This window comes from Paenibacillus sp. JT22N15 (genome assembly GCF_059383755.1).
Window position 1 is genome coordinate 105,617 of the sequence record NZ_JBXENV010000001.1, and the last position, 16,050, is coordinate 121,666.

The window sequence follows — 16,050 nt, forward strand, 5'->3', positions numbered from 1 at the left end:
AGAGAAAGGATTGCGCTAGGATATCCTTTCCTATATTTCAAGGTGAAACGGCTGTCGCCATCCTTTGGCGGCAGGCGTACAAATAACCTCCCTTCTGCCGGGAGGTTATTTGTACGCCGCGGCGCATTTTATTTATAAAAGCCGATGTCATCCAGCATCACTCGGCCAGGCGCTCCGGAAAAATAAAACATTATCCGCTTAATTTCCGTTCCAGATGGCCAGCCGCCTGCCTCGGCAAACCGTGCCACTGGCAAGCTGTAGGTTTGAAACACCGATTCCATGCTCGCTTTATATTTCCCCTCTTTCATTCGCTTCTCAAGCCAAGGGACAATAGTAAACTGCGTTTCGAAGGGCAGCGGAATATCGTTAAAGCTGGATAATGGCAAGCGTACCGCCTCACCATGGGCAGGCACAAGCTCGAGCTCGATTTGAGGTACAGCTGCCGCATCACCCGCATTCTCCACGCCCGTATTTTCCATTGAAAAGCTGAACGTATCCAGCCCTTTGGAAACGACAGCCTCGCTATACGTCGCTGCAAGCTCCAACGTATACGTGGCAGCAGCGTCCCATTCCAGCACAGCGCCTCGCGAGCCCTTGTTACGATTGTCGCGGTCCTTCGCTTCCGACTCCTCCCATACGTTGAAGCCTTCGGCGCTCAGCTTGCCTCCGCTCGGCAGAGTCAGCTTGTCCACATCCTCTTCATAACGCGCTGCCGCGAGGAAGGAAGCATCCTCGTATCTGCTCACATAGTCGCTGGAGGAAGGGAGCCAGTCCCGCGCCGCTCTGTTATTTTCGAACAATGGCTTATAAGCCTCGTTGCCGTGCAGCGTCGCTTCCAGAAAAGCCGCGACATACACTTTAGCTGCCTGCTGCTGCTCCGCCTGCGTCATCATGTTGTGCTGATTGAGAAACAGGCCGCCAGGAACCCGCTCATCCATCATGCCCCAATCGGAATTAAAGCGGCTGTGGTTCGCCTCGGACATATACAGCGACGCTTTAAAATACGGCGAGCCCAGCGTAAAGCTGGTGCGAATATACTGCCTGTCCCCGTAAAAGCTGTTGACGTCGCCATCCCTTGCGCCTTGCAGCGTCAAATAGCTGACATCTTTAAGCCGCGCCGATGCTTTGTCTACCTCCTTATCCGTCGGGGCCAAAGCGACAACCGAAGCAAAATCGACCTCGGCGATGCTGGCAAGCCCTTCATCCTTCGCAAACCATCGCTTGTAATCCACTGCCATCGCTACCGCTTGGCCGCCGCGTGAATGCCCAATGAAAGAAACCTTGGAAAAATCCACTTTGCTATAAAAGGGATTATCCGTCAGCGTGCTGAACGACTGGATTTGCTGAATATGCTTGAGCATAATCCATGCCCGCATTTTCATATCCTGCTCGGGTATGCCCGACCAGACCGAATAATTAAGAAAGTTTTCATCTACCGATATCGCGATAAACCCCCGGCTCGCAAGCAGCTCGCCCAAATAAGCATAGCCTGCATCCGAAAACTCCTCCATTAAATGGTTGCCATGCACCATGAGCACAAGCGGGAACGCTCCATCCCCTTCCGGCATCCACACTCTCGCATTTAAAGGAAGCTCGCTTTGGTCAAAGCCCCAAAACTGCTGCTTGAGCCATGTCCACTTTTTAATGTAAGCCGATGCATCTACGGAAGTCGTTAACAGCTCCGTCTCCTTGGCGTATTCGCTGCGCTGCTTGTCACTCCCGCTCCCGTAGGTAAAGGTGCGATAGCTGTAACCGCCCGGCAATGCCGGATTTTCCGCATCAATGGATGCAACCGGCAGCGCGTCTTCCAGGCTCATATCCAAGGCACCATCCGCAGATGAATCGTATGACCCCATATCTGCGGCAGGCGCTGCATCATCAGAAGCTCCGCGTAATTGATTCGCTGCAACGTTTATTAATAGTGCTCCTGCTACAACAATGCCTGCTATGGCGAGCCCTCTGCCGCGCAGCTTTAGTATTTGCCCGAGCAGCATGCCTGCAAGCGCGCCACAAATGGCATACGCCGCTGCAAATAATGCTGACATAAGCAAGCCAAATTCAGAATAATAAAAAATGAAATAAGCTTCTAACCCCACATATAGAAAATACCCGGCAAACAAGCGGGGAACCGGTACAAAAACTAGCGTTAGCAGTACTGAGCATAGCTGCGCAGCTGCATACAAGGCCACCGTATTAATCAACACAAAACCGCCGATGTCCACAAGCGCCCCAAGACCCGTCGGCATGCCCAGCGCAACTAGCACCATCGCAAGCGTTCCGAATATCACCAGCCCCGCCGAGCCATGGTGGAACAGCGGCCTGTCATAGGCGAGCCGCTGCTGCATCCGCGCCTTTAACCACTGGGCCAACCGCTGCCGTCTCGGAATCTTCGGTGGCGGCACAATGCCTAACGGCCCCAATGCTGTATTCACTTGCGATCAGCTGCCTTTATAAAAAGCCAATTGCGGTTTTCGCGCTGTTCAATTTCTACAGGCACACCGAAAAAGTCGCTCATGCGCGCCGATGAAAGCACCTTGCTCGTATCCCCAGCTTCAAAAACCCGGCCATCCTTGATCAGCAGCGTCTGATTGAAGCAAGGCAAAATTTCCTCCACATGATGCGTCACATATATAATAGTCGGCGCGTCCGGCTGCTGTGCCACCTGATGGATCATCTCCAGCAGCTGTTCTCTCGCAAACACATCAAGCCCGGTACAAGGCTCGTCCAAAATAAGCAGCTTAGGCGCAGCCATCAGCGCCCTTGCAATGAGCACCCGCTGGCGCTCACCCTGCGAGAGCGTGCTGTACGTGCGGTTCATCAAAACTTCACAGCCGAGATTGCGCATCAGGGAAATCGCCTGCTCTTCATCCTCCTGCAGCGCTTGATCATACAGCCCTATCGTCGCAAATTTTCCGCTTAAGACGATTTTGAAGGCGGTATCCTGACCATACAGCTTCTGCTGAAGCGATGTGCTGACCCAGCCTATGCTTTTGCGCAGCTCACGCAAATCGTATTCGCCAAATTTATGCCCCAGCACTGCTACAGAACCTGTCGTTGGCCAAATATAGCCGTTAATCATATTTAAAAGCGTCGTCTTCCCGGATCCGTTAAGACCTAGCAAACACCAGTGCTGACCCGCCTCAACCTGCCAATCAATCCCCTGAAGGACGACTTTTTCTTCCCGTTCCCAAGTTATGTTATGAATGTCTATGATCATTGTTCTCATCCTCCCATGTAGTCTAAATTATATGTAAATTGGCTCTAACATTCAATCCTTCCACAGCACGCGCCTGCTGGGATGACCTTATGCCTCCCCCCGAAATGAGCAATGTGGACGGGAACATGGTACAATAATAGCAGCAAGAATGATATTAGGAGTGATGGATCGCATGCAGCGAGATATGATGAAGCAATGGGCGCACTTTTTTTTAACGTATAAATTCGCCTTGGATGAAGTGGAGACGAAGCTGAATATTTTAAACGAGGAATTTCAATTTATTCATGACTACAACCCGATTGAGCATGTCAAAACGCGGATTAAAAATCCCGAAAGCGTCATGGACAAGCTCCGCCGCAAAAATATGGATATTAATTTGGAAAATGCGAAAGAGCACATTCGAGATATTGCTGGCGTCCGGGTTATCTGTTCTTTCTCCACTGACATTTATCAAATATTGGAAATGATCAGCCAGCAAACCGACGTTAAAGTAATTGAAGTGAAGGATTATGTGCTCAATCCGAAGCCAAATGGCTATAAGAGCCTGCATCTTATTGTAGAAATTCCCGTCTTCCTGACGAACCGCATTGAAAATGTGCTGGTAGAAATTCAAATCCGCACGAGCGCGATGGATTTCTGGGCCAGCCTAGAGCACAAAATTTACTACAAATATAATGAAGGCATTCCACCGGAAATTCAACAGCAGCTGAAGGAATCCGCCGACATGATCAATTTGCTCGATAAACGCATGCTCGCTCTGAATCAAGAGGTACTTAAGCACCGTGAATTTGCGATAGAATAATCGCAAAAAAAAAGCCTCCGGCACCGCTGCATAAGCGGTATCCGGAGGCTTTTTTTCAAGAAGATACAGGTGATGCATCGTTCGGTTGAATCATATAAGGTCAGGTTATGGCCCGGTACAATGGAATAATAACAACAGCGAGCACAAAGGCGATTAGGCCAATTGTGACTGCCCATGATCCAAGTCCCTTCGCTCCTTGACGGTACGCGACAAAGCCGAGCACCGCTGCGGCTGCACCCATAAGCGCAGGCCATAAAAACCAGGAAACGATCGCAAACACCAATCCGACCCAGCCCAGCGCAGTGCCTCCGGTGCTCTCCCTTACCGTATCCTCGCCTTCACTTTTGCTTTCGCTGCGCGGAACATAAGATACGGGAACAGGTACTCCAGCGGCAAATTCCCCTGCCATTTCTTCATTAATATTACGGCTTTCATGGTTTATTTCTTCATCGGATAACAATGCTCTATGATGACGCTCTTCCAACGCTGCTTCGTGGTTTTGCTCCTTCTCCCCATGACTGCTGCTTTCCGTTTCATCCCAGCGTTCCATTTGGGATCACCTCCACATTTAAGCTTTGTCTTTCGCTTCCAACGATTTTAGCCCAAGGCTTCTGCACCTGACAGCCATCCCCAGCTGCCTTAGCGCGCTTTAAAGGTATGGCAGCATGTTGCAGACGACTTCGCCGCCTGGTCCTGATGCTGCAAGCCTAACTCTTCAGCGGCAAATTCAGATCCAAAATCGGCACTTGCATGCTGGTCAATATCAATCGCAATGGAATCGGCGCCACAGTTATTTCCTTCTGACCAAAACGTGCAATTCGATACGCTGCATGATACGCCCTTTGGCATAAAAAAATCACCTCCGCTATCAAGTTTCCCTGAACGGAGGTGATTCATTCTGCCTTATTTTTGCCCCTGCATCCGGCGCTGGGTCATATAGTCTGTTTCATAATAAGCAAGCTCATCGCGCAGCTCTTCGTAAATTTTGGATAAAGACAAAACGATGTCGCGTGCTTCTCGAACAGGCTTGAACAAGAAGCGAATGGCGTCTTGACCTGTGTAAGCGTAGCGGCCATCTTCGGAATAACATTCATTTTTAGGATAGAAGAAGGCATTCACACATTGATGGTACACTTCGTACAAGGCACGTTCTGCAAAATCGTTATCAAAATTGGGGCGTCTGAGCAATACTCCCAGCTTTTCAACCGAGACCTCAGAAAACACCAACAAATGTCTCAAATCGGATAGCAGGCCTTTGTAAAAATTTTGCGCCTCGTCACTGCTTTGCTCCGCTTTCAGCTGTACGAGCGAATAGTGATTCAAAAATGGCTCCAATTGATTCACGGCTTCTTTAAGTTTAATACGGGTTGTCTCACTAAGTGGTTTGACATTAGTCGCTGGCATAGGTAGTTCCCCTTTCTTCAATCCAAACAAGCTTAAACGTTGCATGATCATAAAACTCTAGGCATCAACATAGTACCACAAATTACTTGCAGATGGTACTGGAGAAACGCCGATTGTGCCGCATATTTTCTGGATTTAAAAGCGAACCTATACATCAAACAGGCTCATGCTGTTATTCCAGCTGTCATTTAATGGAGGTTCGCGCAAATGAAAAAGAAATGGATTGGCGTCTTTACCGTGCTTGTAGCGGCCACGCTGCTAATTCCAACTGCACCTTTGTTTCTACCCCAAGGCAAGAAACCCGCTGCACCGGTCAAGAGCTTGTCTGTCGATCAGGAAAAGCAGCATAAGCTGCGCACGCTCAATCGCGATATGGAGGCCACTTCTTTTCTGTGCGTCTCCGAATGCACCAAAGAATTTTATAAGTTGATGGACACGAGCCAAGCTGGCAAAGCCGGAAAAACCGTGTCAGCCAAGCCCGTTATCAGCATGATGGACATGCATAAGCATATGTCCTACATCCGCTTGATGAACGGAGAGCGCAGCGTGCAGCGCGGGGCCATTCCATCAGATTCCGGCAAAAACGAAGTAGAAGCGGCCGCGGCCGCTGTCAAGCAGGGCAAGTCCTACGAATCTAAGCCGTTTGTCAATAAAAGCGGCAGCCGTTTCATCGTGCTCGGCGTTCCCCATAAAAAATACCGCGGCATGGGTGTCGTCGGCGTCATCAAGCAGGATATTGTCACACAGGTGGAGCGCCATCAGAAGCGCAATTTGCGGCTCGTCCCTTATCCGAACGAAGGCAATTACCGCATTGAGTCGGTTATTCCGAATACAAACCGTGATACAACGGTTCGGACCGGTGAAGACAATGGCAATGCCAGCCATTACCATGTGAAGGATGTTGTGGTCCATTTTGCCGAGAAGGTAACCGATGAGCAGCTTGAAAAAATGAAGCAATCCATTAACGCTGTTTCCGTCAACCAAATTAATCAGATTGATAATACCTATGTGTTCCGTTCCAAAAATATGGAAGCGAAGCAAATGAATGAATATTTCAGCCGCTCCTGGAAAACGGAATATGTGGAGCCTCACTATTTATATATGACGAATGAAACAAATAATGACGGCGACAGCGGGGATGTCATTCCTAATGATGCGCTGTATGCCAAATACCAGTGGAATTTGCCTTCCATTGAAACAGAGAAAGGCTGGAAGCTGTCCCGAGGCAATGATCAAGTCATTGTAGCGGTGCTGGATACCGGTGTTCAATTGGATCATCCTGATCTGCAGGGCAAGCTGCTGGATGGCACCAACATTGTCGACAGCGAGGCTGCGCCAGATGACGATGTCGGTCATGGTACCCATGTAGCTGGCATCATCGGTGCGTCCGTCAACAATGGTGAGGGCGTAGCTGGCTTATCCTGGTACAACAAGGTGATGCCGGTCAAGGTGCTTGACAGCAGCGGTGCTGGCTCGACCTACTCTGTCGCTCAAGGGCTGATCTGGGCGACTGACCACGGCGCCAAGGTCATTAATATGAGCCTCGGCAATTATGCGCAGGCGGATTTTCTGCATGACGCGATTAAATATGCGTACGATCATGACGTTGTGCTGATTGCAGCCAGCGGCAATGACAATACCGATCGACCGGGCTATCCGGCTGCTTACCCGGAAGTATTCGCTGTTGCGGCAACGGATTCCGCACAGAAAAAAGCTTCTTTCTCCAACTATGGCGATTATATTGATGTGGCTGCACCGGGAGACAGCATTGCCAGCACGTATCCTGGCGGTCAATATGCGGCACTCTCCGGCACCTCGATGGCAAGTCCGCATGTTGCGGCATTAGCCGGGCTCATTCGCTCCGTCAATCCGGATTTGACGAATGAGGAAGTGATGGAAATTATGCGCAAATCGGCCGTCGATTTAGGCGACCCAGGGAAGGATGTTTATTTTGGCTACGGGGAAATTGACATTGACCGTGCGCTCAAAGCAGCAATGAACTTTAATACTGCGCTCCAGACGTACCCGGACAAGACGAAAAACCGTCTGAATTCCATTACGCGCAAATACGAGAAATAAGCTGCCGGGAGACTGACTAGGCACGGTCATGGCAATGGCGCAATGTCTGCTTGTAATCGGGCTGGCATAAAGGATTAAAAGCATGGCATTGAAGCAGCTCGTCCGCTCCCAACCATGCTCTTTTTATCCTATTCCTATTCCTAACGTTTGGTGCTAAAACAGCTTCATCTGCTCGATCAAAACAGGGTTGAGCTCCTCTGCCTTCACCCCATATGGCGCAAAAAACTCGCCGACCAATCGGCGATGGCAATAGCGATGGTCATGGCAAAAACAGATCAGCACCACATGGCTGCCCTCCAGCAGCATGCGGTAAACTTGGCGAAGCGCCTCCAGCTTGCGATCAAATTGCAGCTCCGCAGCAAAACGTTCTTCATATTTCGGCCACCATGCGAAATCCGCCTCTTCTTTTCGTCCATCCAGCGAAAACTGGAATAAATCCTGCGACGGCGCCAACGCTTGGTACATGGCAACACCTTCAATATTTATCTCCGATCGCGTAATCATCAGCTTTGTCGCTGCGAAATTTATTTTTTTCAAGCCATTTAAATTGCTCGTATACAACTTGCCTGAAGGCAGCATGTGAATCAACCTCCTATGAAAATGCAAAAAAGAGATGCAGGGCCGTTAACTCCCGAAGGAACGTCCACTAACATCTCTATAATCGCAAATGACGATTTGTTCATTTAAGTTCGTTGCGGAAAGTTTGCCGTAAGCCGGGTTCTGTACTTTCAGTGGTGCAAACGGTGACGACCCTCCCACTAAGAAAGCGACAATCATCTATCTACGCCGCCTATTGCTAAGCGGCTCCAGCAACCAACCCGGACGTGCCTCAGGCTAAGGCCGCAGCTCGAAGCTGCAACGTCCTCTCGGTCTTGCTCCAGATGGGGTTTACCAGGAATACAGTCACCTGTACTCCTCGTGGTCTCTTACACCACGGTTCCACCCTTGCCTGTGCTGGCACGAAGCCAGCCATCGGCGGTCCATTTCTGTGGCACTATCCTTCAGCTCGCGCTGACTGGACGTTATCCAGCATCCTGCCTTGCGGAGCCCGGACTTTCCTCTCGCGGCAACAAGGCCGCCAGCGATTGTCTGTCAAACTTTCCGGTGCATCAATCAGTATACAAGGTATTGGCGTAAAGCTCAAGCTTGAATTGCTTATTAATAAATGGAACGCTGTATATATCCTGGAGCTATGCTGCAAAAAAAAGCAATTTTACTCCCTTTTATACAAATTGGAAAGGCTCGGTATGGATGACAGAGGCGAACGCCTTCGTGTCCGATTTGCGCGACTGCAGCTGCACATTAAGCCAATCGGCTGTGCGCTGCTTCATAATTTTTTCTACATTATGGCCGGGATCAATAATAGCGATGCCCGCAGCGAGTGCATCATGAGCGGTATGATAGTCAATATCGCCTGTAATAAGCACATCGGCACCAGCAAAAATCGCATGGCGTACGTAGCGCGCACCTGATCCGCCCAGCACAGCCACCTTGCGTACTTCACGGTCAGCATCCCCTACTACGCGAACAACGGGCACCTCGAATGCCTGCTTCACGCGCTCTGTAAGCTCTGCCAGCGTTACAGGCTCGCTCAGCTTGCCTGCTCTGCCAAGCCCAACTGAACGCCCGGTTAAGTCGATTTCGTACAAATCATAAGCTACCTCATCGTAAGGATGGGCTTTCAGCATCGCCTGTACAGCTTTGCGCTTCAGGCTGTCAGGGACAACGACCTCAAGACGGACCTCTGCTGTTTTTTCCAGCTTGCCATGAGTCCCAATATACGGCGTCGTTCCTTCCCCAGGCAAAAACGTTCCCGTCCCTTCGGTTATAAAGCTGCAGCGGCTGTAATCGCCAATCTGGCCGCCTCCGGCGCTCCAGATCGCTTCCAGCACCTTTTCCTCATGACCTTTGGGCACGAACACAACGAGCTTGTTCCATTGGTCTGTATGCACTTCCTCCAGACATACGCGCCCTTCCGGCTTGATGCCAACCAAATCAGCCATCCAATCGTTAATGCCGCCATCTGTTACGTCCAGATTGGTGTGGGAAATATAGACGGCAATATCATTTTTGATCAGCTTCTCATACAGCTTTCCTGCTGGCGTAGACGTGTCAAGCTTGGAAAGCGGGCGAAAAATAATCGCATGATGGGCAATAATCAGCTCTGCCCCCGCAGCAATCGCTTCGTCCACAACCTCGTCCGTCACGTCGAGAGCAACGAGAATATGGCTGATGGGCTTAGCCAGCGTTCCTAGCTGCAGCCCGATTTTATCATTTTCTACCGCATAATGCTTTGGAGCCAGCTGCTCCATTATTTGCACGACGGTGTGTCCATTGGCAAGCATGCGAGCACCTCCTTCATAATCGTCATTTCATGACGCAGCTGCGCTAGCTTTCCGGCTGCTTCCGGCTGCTCTGAAAGGGACAGGCTTTGACAGACGCGGTCCAGCTTTTCAAGCTCCGCCTGCCATTTTTGATGGAAAACGGGAATCGGCTTGCGCAGCAAAAAAGGCCCCAGCCGCACAAGCAGAGCAAAACGGATCTCCTCCGGCAAGGAGTCTGGCAATAAAGAGATGTCATAAACGTCAGCGTTATGCTCCTTGCTCTCCTGATCGCTTTGCTTCTGCGCATGGAGAACCTCGTAAATCTTTCCGTCTTCCTCCATAATCGTTTCGGCAAGCAGCGACCAGCCATGCTCAAGCAGCCAGCTTCTGACCCGGTCCTCGCCCACATTAGGCTGCAGCACCAGTTCTTTGACGCCTTCGAGCTTGCCGGCCTGATAGCCCGCCTCCAAAATATCGCTCATTAATGCGCCGCCCATCCCCGCAATCGTAACCGTGTCAACTTCCAGCGGCTCGATTACGGACAAGCCGTCTCCCTGGCGTACATCGAGCTTGTGAAGCAGCCCAACAGCCGCTCCCTGCCTGCGAGCCGCATCAAACGGTCCTTTATTAAGCTCTCCAGCAATCGCCGTAGGCACAATCCCTGCTTGCAGCAAATATACCGGCAGCTGCGCATGATCTGATCCTATATCAGCTATGCGCGAGCCCTCTGTTACATAACCCGCAATCGTTTGTAATCGGTTAGAAAGTTTCAACATTAAGCAACCCACACTATCCATTTTTTTCTCATCGCGAACAATAATACGCCGCCTAAGGCGATTTTAATAAGCAGCTGCAATTGCAGCCAATCTGTCTCCATCGTAAACAGCATCGCATACAGCTCCGGCATAAACCATACCAAAGCGCATGTTACGAACAATACAGCCGACACCGGCTTCGACCATTGATGCACAAACCAGCTGGCCCAGCCGAACAAGCCTGACAGCGGCAGCCAATAAAGCTGAATGCCATACCATGCCGGGGAGTCAGTCAAACGTGACAGCAGCCATGCATATACGAGCAGGGAAGCAACCCAGCCGCATAAATGCAAAATATGAATGCGAGCGCTGATGCCATAGACGATCCAAAAAACAGCACAGAACCCAAGCAGGCTAGCCTGCCAGTACCAGTCCTCGATGCCATGGAATTTTAGTATGTACATTCCTGCTCCAAGCATGAGCAGCATGCCTACCCCGCCAATTACAAGGCCAGTAGCTTCATTTCGTTTGCGTACCCGCTGGGAAATAATGAGAGAAATAACGACCGCCGCAGCGACGACCCCAATTTGCAATAAAGGATGAAAAGCGTTAAAATAAAGCACAACCAAGGAAATTAAGGTAAAAAAACCAAAAGTAAGGAGCCATTGTTTTCCCGATGCCTGCCCAACGGCCATGACCGCCTTACCGATTCCGCGCGAAGAAGCTTGCCTTCTTTTAGGATCTTCCTCTTGATCGGGATCCACATATAAATTAAGCAGGAAATCGCAATACTGCTGCGGCAGAAGCTTGCTTCTGCTCCAATAATCGATCTCTTTAACAATGGTCTGCCGACGCTCTTCATTCATTATGGGCTTATTCCTTTCAAGGGAACTTTATACCAACTTGTATTTTGAAAAAAAAGACCTTGCTGCTCGTTCATGCAGAAAGGTCCGATCGGGTAAAACATTATAGCCTGAATCGTGTTGTCAAACCTGCTTACCGTTCTAAGACACGATTTATTCGAGAAAATCCTTCAAGCGTTTGCTGCGGCTCGGATGACGCAATTTGCGCAGAGCCTTCGCCTCAATTTGCCGTATCCGCTCACGCGTTACGCCAAACACCTTGCCTACTTCTTCCAGCGTTCTTGTACGTCCGTCATCAAGACCGAAACGCAGACGCAATACGTTCTCTTCACGCTCGGTAAGCGTATCGAGCACATCCTCAAGCTGTTCCTTCAGCAGCTCATAAGCAGCTGCATCCGCAGGAGCAAGCGCCTCCTGATCTTCAATGAAATCACCAAGATGCGAATCGTCCTCTTCACCAATCGGCGTCTCAAGCGATACAGGCTCCTGTGCGATCTTCATAATTTCCCGAACTTTTTCCGTGCTCAGCTCCATCTCGGCAGCAATTTCTTCCGGTGATGGCTCGCGGCCCAGCTCTTGCAGCAATTGACGAGATACACGGATCAGCTTGTTGATCGTTTCCACCATATGGACTGGAATCCGAATCGTCCGCGCCTGATCGGCAATCGCCCGTGTAATCGCTTGGCGAATCCACCATGTCGCATACGTACTGAATTTAAAGCCCTTCAAGTGGTCAAACTTCTCAACCGCTTTAATCAGACCCATATTGCCCTCTTGAATCAAGTCAAGGAACAGCATGCCGCGTCCTACATAACGCTTGGCAATACTGACCACGAGACGTAGATTCGCTTCAGCCAGTCTGCGCTTAGCTTCCTCGTCGCCATTCTCGATTCTGCGTGCGAGTTCAATTTCGTCGTCAGCAGAAAGCAGCGGCACACGTCCGATTTCTTTCAAGTACATACGGACAGGGTCATTAATTTTAATGCCTGGCGGAAGCGCCAAATCATCATCAAAATTAAAGTCGTCCTGTTCTCTTTCCTGCTCTTCTCCACGATTATCAAGCGGATTATGACGCTCCTCATCATTTTCGTTGAGAACCTCAATCCCTTGATCATCCAGTTGCTCGAAAAACTCGTCTATCTGCTCCGGATCCTGGTCGAAAGGCGACAATTTCTCCATAATCTCTTTATAAGTTAGGGAGGATCTCTTCTTACCCTGTTCAATCAGCTGGTCCTTGACCTGATCCAGCTTTTGTTCAGCTTCCAATCCAGTATGCTGATCATTCGCCATATTCCGACTCCCTCCTCCCTAGAAACCCAGGCCTCTATCGTCCTTTAAGCTGTCTCTCTAGGGCATTAATCTCAGTGTGCATTTGCGCGGCTAACATATAATCCCCGGCACGTTCTGCCTGTACCGCTTCTTCCTTCTTAAGCTCAAGTTCCCTAAATGCGGGCACCTTGCTAATATCCTCGATATCAGCGGCTAATATGTCCTCGTCAAAAGGAACATCTTCCATCATTGAAATGGCTGCCGCTGCTCTCTCCAGGCGTTCATCCTGAAGCGAACCAATAAAGCGTCCGACATCTGGATCATGATCCTGCGCATAAAATGCGTACAAATAAGCAGCAAGCGCTGCATGATCCTCCACATTGAACGCTTCGCCAAGCCTGTCGTGCACCGCGAGCGCCGCTTCCCGGTCACGCATCATGACATGGAGCAGACGCCGTTCCGCCTTGATGTATGCGGGCAGCAAGGATGGAGGGCCCGAACTACGGCGATTTTCATTCCTACCATTATTCCACGAATTATCGTTATTATCCCCTTGCGGCTTCTTTTTTTGCAGCTCCAGCACTTTAGCTTGGCAGTCCTGCTTCAAAACGTCAAGTGGGAAATTAAACTCGCGGGACAACTCCTGTAAGTAAACCTCGCGTTCAATAGCGGAATCAAGATCTGCAACAATGCCAGCCGCTTCGAGCAAATAGTTTTTCCGGCCCTCTTCTGTTAGCAGTATATGGTTTTTCCTTGAATATATAAGCTTAAATTTTGTAGTGGTTGCCGCTCCGTCGATTGCTTCCCTAAGGAACGTATCCGGGCCGTATTCCTCAATATACTCATCGGGATCCTTGCCCTTCGGCAAAATAGATACTCTGACTCTAAGCTTGGCCTTCTCGAGCATCGGAATGGATTTCAAAGCAGCTGCTTGTCCGGCATCATCGCCGTCATAGCACAGGATAATCTCCTCCGCCTGCCTTCCGAGTATGGCACAATGCTCCTCAGTCAATGCTGTACCCATCGTGGCAACACCATTATTTACGCCTGCACTCCAGGATTTTATAACATCCATATACCCTTCAAACAGAACAACCTGTTTGCTCTTGCGAATAGCTGGTCTTGCATGGTGCAGATTGTAAAAAACTCGGCTCTTCGTGAACAGCATCGTCTCCGGGGAATTCAAATATTTAGGCTGACCGTCACCGATTACCCTTCCGCCGAAAGCGATCACCTTGCCATCACGATCCCATATCGGAAACATGATGCGGCTCCTGAAACGGTCGACATGACCGCTGCCGTCATTTTTAGCCGATAACAAACCGCCCTTTTCCATTAAAACTGGGTCAAAATTTCTTGCGGTTAAAAATCGGTTAAGCGTGTCCCATTGGTCCGGCGCATACCCTATCATAAAATGGTCGATCTGCTTTTCCCTGAGACCTCTATCAAGCAAATAGTCTTTAGCGATTTTGCCATGCTGTGTATTATTCAATAGATAGTTATACAATTTCGCTGTCAACTGATGAGCTTCAATAATGGCTAAGCGGTCTAAGTCAACTTCTTCGCGCTGACCGCCCTCGGCGCCCGTCCAGGTTACAGGCATTCCTGCTTCCTCAGCGAGCACTCTGACCGCCTCTGGAAAAGAGTAGCCTTCGATCTCTTCCACGAATCGTATGACATGTCCGGTCTTACCGCAACCGTAACAATGGAAAATTTGCAGCTCTGGCGTGACCGTAAACGATGGGGTCTTCTCAGAGTGGAAAGGGCATAACCCTTTCATATATTTGCCGTGCTTCGTGAGATGAACATACTTCCCGACTGTCTCTACGATGTCATAATGACGGCGTACCGCATCTATGACCTCCTCCGGTATTTTATTACCGTATGTCATCGTTCATCACCTTCATCCTAAGTAACACGTAAATAATATTCGCTAAATGTCATGTTTCTCCTGCTCGCTTTGCAAAACTTTTGTCATCTTTTGTTGAAATCGATCTCGATCTTCCGTTGTCATAGCTTTCGGGCCCTTGGATTTACCGCCGCTGCGCCTGCGTTTAGCTTGTTCATGGCGGCGCTCCATCAAATAATCGATGTTGTCATCCGTATATTGCTCGCCGCGCGGCGAAAGGACAAGCGCCCCCTTGCCAAGCGCAATACAAGCGAGACCGAAATCCTGTGTAACAACGACATCGCCTTTCAGCAAATGATTGACGATATACATGTCTACGGAATCTTTCCCAGCCTCCACCTGTATAACTGAAACGCCATCTTCGGCTTCAAGGTGGTGATCATAGGAGGAGACCATCAGCACAGGCAGCGAGAAGCTTCGGGCAATTTGCTTAATTTCCGCTTTGACAGGACAAGCATCGCCATCAACGATAATAGTAGGCTTTGTTATAGGAATAACGAATCACCGCTCGTTTCTTCTCTAGAATATCGCTTAGGTGAAGCGAATATGCTCCATAATCAAGCTTGCTGTTTCTTCGACCGCACGATGGGATACATCAATAATGACACAGCCCAGCTGCTTCATGATGGATTCCGCATAAAGCAGCTCCTTCTCGATGCGATCCGTCGCCGCGTATGATGCACTGTTCGGCAGCCCAAGCGCCTTGAGCCGTTCTTTGCGAATAATGTTCAAATAGGGCACGCCAATCGTCAACCCCACAATTTTCGCCTTCGGAACATTAAACAGCTCTGCGGGCGGCTTGAGCTCCGGCACGAGCGGGATGTTCGCCACCTTGTATTTCTGATGGGCCAAATACATCGATAGCGGCGTCTTAGATGTCCGGGATACGCCAATGAGCACAATATCGGCCTTCAGCACACCCGAAGGATCTTTCGCATCATCGTAACGCACAGCAAATTCAACAGCATCCACTTTGCGGAAGTAGTTTTCATCCAGCACATGGTTCAGTCCCGGCTCTTGCCGTGATTGTTGTCCCGTCTTCACTTCAAGACTTTGGATAAGCGGGCCGAGCAGATCTATTGACACCGTGTCATACTGTTCTGCCAGCCTGCCCATCGCCTCGCGCAAATGCGGGATGACGAGCGTAAACAACACAATTGCGCCAGCTTCCTGAGCCTGACGGACTACCCGTTCAAGCCCCGCTACATCCGTAATGAAGGGCGCTCTGCGAATATCCGTCTGAATCGGATGAAACTGGGCGACGGCGGCTCTTACCACGAGTTCGCCCGTATCGCCAGCTGCATCCGATACGACATAAATAATGACATCTGTCATCGGTTTTGTCATGTTTTATCATCCTCCCCTTCTTAGTTAGAAGTTATTTCGAAGATGAACGATTCATTGATTGCTCCGGTTATTCTCTGCGCC

15 protein-coding genes and 1 other RNA gene are annotated in these 16,050 nt (G+C 49.9%); 2 read left to right on the forward strand and 14 right to left on the reverse strand.

All coding sequences use genetic code 11. The features are described from left to right. Positions 1-128: 128 nt before the first annotated feature. A complete protein-coding gene (locus AC50X8_RS00405) occupies positions 129-2,432 on the reverse strand; it encodes an alpha/beta hydrolase (protein WP_494878061.1) in 2,304 nt (767 codons plus the stop codon). Continuing rightward, a complete protein-coding gene (locus AC50X8_RS00410; protein WP_494858412.1) occupies positions 2,429-3,217 on the reverse strand; it encodes an ABC transporter ATP-binding protein in 789 nt (262 codons plus the stop codon). Before AC50X8_RS00410 ends, AC50X8_RS00405 begins: the two co-directional genes overlap by 4 nt. A 172-nt stretch (positions 3,218-3,389) precedes the next feature. Between AC50X8_RS00410 and AC50X8_RS00415 the strand changes: the two genes are divergently transcribed. Further along, entirely contained in the window at positions 3,390-4,019 is a 630-nt protein-coding gene (locus AC50X8_RS00415; RefSeq protein ID WP_341278386.1) for a GTP pyrophosphokinase, read from the forward strand. 100 nt (positions 4,020-4,119) lie between these two features. Here the strand turns inward: AC50X8_RS00415 and AC50X8_RS00420 are convergent, their stop codons facing one another. From AC50X8_RS00420 to AC50X8_RS00430, 3 genes are all read right to left on the reverse strand, one after another. Then, positions 4,120-4,569: a hypothetical protein gene (locus tag AC50X8_RS00420; RefSeq protein WP_494878063.1), complete on the reverse strand. Its 450-nt coding sequence runs from the start codon at positions 4,567-4,569 to the stop codon at positions 4,120-4,122. Between the two features lie 89 nt (positions 4,570-4,658). Then, positions 4,659-4,868 (reverse strand): DUF1540 domain-containing protein, encoded by a 210-nt coding sequence (locus AC50X8_RS00425; RefSeq protein WP_056029269.1) that lies wholly within the window; start codon positions 4,866-4,868, stop codon positions 4,659-4,661. A 54-nt stretch (positions 4,869-4,922) separates the two neighbouring features. Next, a complete protein-coding gene (locus tag AC50X8_RS00430; protein ID WP_056029271.1) occupies positions 4,923-5,423 on the reverse strand; it encodes a YpuI family protein in 501 nt (166 codons plus the stop codon). Positions 5,424-5,630: 207 nt separating this feature from the next. Between AC50X8_RS00430 and AC50X8_RS00435 the strand changes: the two genes are divergently transcribed. Beyond that, positions 5,631-7,502, forward strand: a complete 1,872-nt coding sequence (locus tag AC50X8_RS00435; protein ID WP_494878065.1) for a S8 family peptidase — start codon at positions 5,631-5,633, stop codon at positions 7,500-7,502. A 153-nt stretch (positions 7,503-7,655) separates the two neighbouring features. Here the strand turns inward: AC50X8_RS00435 and AC50X8_RS00440 are convergent, their stop codons facing one another. The 9 genes from AC50X8_RS00440 to AC50X8_RS00480 all read right to left on the reverse strand — a co-directional run bounded on the left by AC50X8_RS00440 (position 7,656) and on the right by AC50X8_RS00480 (position 15,969). Then, a complete protein-coding gene (locus tag AC50X8_RS00440) occupies positions 7,656-8,081 on the reverse strand; it encodes a DUF488 family protein, N3 subclade (protein ID WP_056029275.1) in 426 nt (141 codons plus the stop codon). 115 nt (positions 8,082-8,196) lie between these two features. Next, an RNA gene (gene rnpB, locus AC50X8_RS00445) (RNase P RNA component class A) lies at positions 8,197-8,603 on the reverse strand. Between the two features lie 122 nt (positions 8,604-8,725). Further along, the gene (locus AC50X8_RS00450; protein WP_494858407.1) at positions 8,726-9,847 is read right to left on the reverse strand and encodes a Nif3-like dinuclear metal center hexameric protein; all 1,122 of its coding nucleotides are present in this window, start codon (positions 9,845-9,847) and stop codon (positions 8,726-8,728) included. Then, entirely contained in the window at positions 9,814-10,602 is a 789-nt protein-coding gene (locus AC50X8_RS00455; protein WP_056029281.1) for a tRNA (adenine(22)-N(1))-methyltransferase, read from the reverse strand. Before AC50X8_RS00455 ends, AC50X8_RS00450 begins: the two co-directional genes overlap by 34 nt. Continuing rightward, positions 10,602-11,447, reverse strand: coding sequence for a hypothetical protein (locus AC50X8_RS00460; RefSeq protein WP_056029284.1), 846 nt, complete (start codon positions 11,445-11,447; stop codon positions 10,602-10,604). Before AC50X8_RS00460 ends, AC50X8_RS00455 begins: the two co-directional genes overlap by 1 nt. Positions 11,448-11,597: 150 nt before the next feature. Continuing rightward, positions 11,598-12,734 carry an RNA polymerase sigma factor RpoD gene (gene rpoD, locus AC50X8_RS00465; protein ID WP_046229898.1) on the reverse strand — a complete coding sequence of 379 codons (1,137 nt, stop codon included), beginning with the start codon at positions 12,732-12,734 and terminating at the stop codon, positions 11,598-11,600. Between the two features lie 34 nt (positions 12,735-12,768). Continuing rightward, a complete protein-coding gene (gene dnaG / locus AC50X8_RS00470; protein ID WP_056029286.1) occupies positions 12,769-14,604 on the reverse strand; it encodes a DNA primase in 1,836 nt (611 codons plus the stop codon). Positions 14,605-14,646: 42 nt separating this feature from the next. Beyond that, positions 14,647-15,117, reverse strand: a complete 471-nt coding sequence (locus AC50X8_RS00475; protein ID WP_081418575.1) for a YaiI/YqxD family protein — start codon at positions 15,115-15,117, stop codon at positions 14,647-14,649. Between the two features lie 36 nt (positions 15,118-15,153). Beyond that, entirely contained in the window at positions 15,154-15,969 is an 816-nt protein-coding gene (locus AC50X8_RS00480; RefSeq protein WP_056029292.1) for a pyruvate, water dikinase regulatory protein, read from the reverse strand. Positions 15,970-16,050: the final 81 nt, after the last annotated feature.

Coding starts and splice junctions, on each gene's coding strand:
- AC50X8_RS00410 (WP_494858412.1), bottom strand. CDS start 3,217: ATGATCATAGACATTCATAACATAACTTGGGAACGGGAAGAAAAAGTC.
- AC50X8_RS00415 (WP_341278386.1), top strand. CDS start 3,390: ATGCAGCGAGATATGATGAAGCAATGGGCGCACTTTTTTTTAACGTAT.
- AC50X8_RS00420 (WP_494878063.1), bottom strand. CDS start 4,569: ATGGAACGCTGGGATGAAACGGAAAGCAGCAGTCATGGGGAGAAGGAG.
- AC50X8_RS00425 (WP_056029269.1), bottom strand. CDS start 4,868: ATGCCAAAGGGCGTATCATGCAGCGTATCGAATTGCACGTTTTGGTCA.
- AC50X8_RS00430 (WP_056029271.1), bottom strand. CDS start 5,423: ATGCCAGCGACTAATGTCAAACCACTTAGTGAGACAACCCGTATTAAA.
- AC50X8_RS00435 (WP_494878065.1), top strand. CDS start 5,631: ATGAAAAAGAAATGGATTGGCGTCTTTACCGTGCTTGTAGCGGCCACG.
- AC50X8_RS00440 (WP_056029275.1), bottom strand. CDS start 8,081: ATGCTGCCTTCAGGCAAGTTGTATACGAGCAATTTAAATGGCTTGAAA.
- AC50X8_RS00450 (WP_494858407.1), bottom strand. CDS start 9,847: ATGCTTGCCAATGGACACACCGTCGTGCAAATAATGGAGCAGCTGGCT.
- AC50X8_RS00455 (WP_056029281.1), bottom strand. CDS start 10,602: ATGTTGAAACTTTCTAACCGATTACAAACGATTGCGGGTTATGTAACA.
- AC50X8_RS00460 (WP_056029284.1), bottom strand. CDS start 11,447: ATGAATGAAGAGCGTCGGCAGACCATTGTTAAAGAGATCGATTATTGG.
- rpoD (WP_046229898.1), bottom strand. CDS start 12,734: ATGGCGAATGATCAGCATACTGGATTGGAAGCTGAACAAAAGCTGGAT.
- dnaG (WP_056029286.1), bottom strand. CDS start 14,604: ATGACATACGGTAATAAAATACCGGAGGAGGTCATAGATGCGGTACGC.
- AC50X8_RS00480 (WP_056029292.1), bottom strand. CDS start 15,969: ATGACAAAACCGATGACAGATGTCATTATTTATGTCGTATCGGATGCA.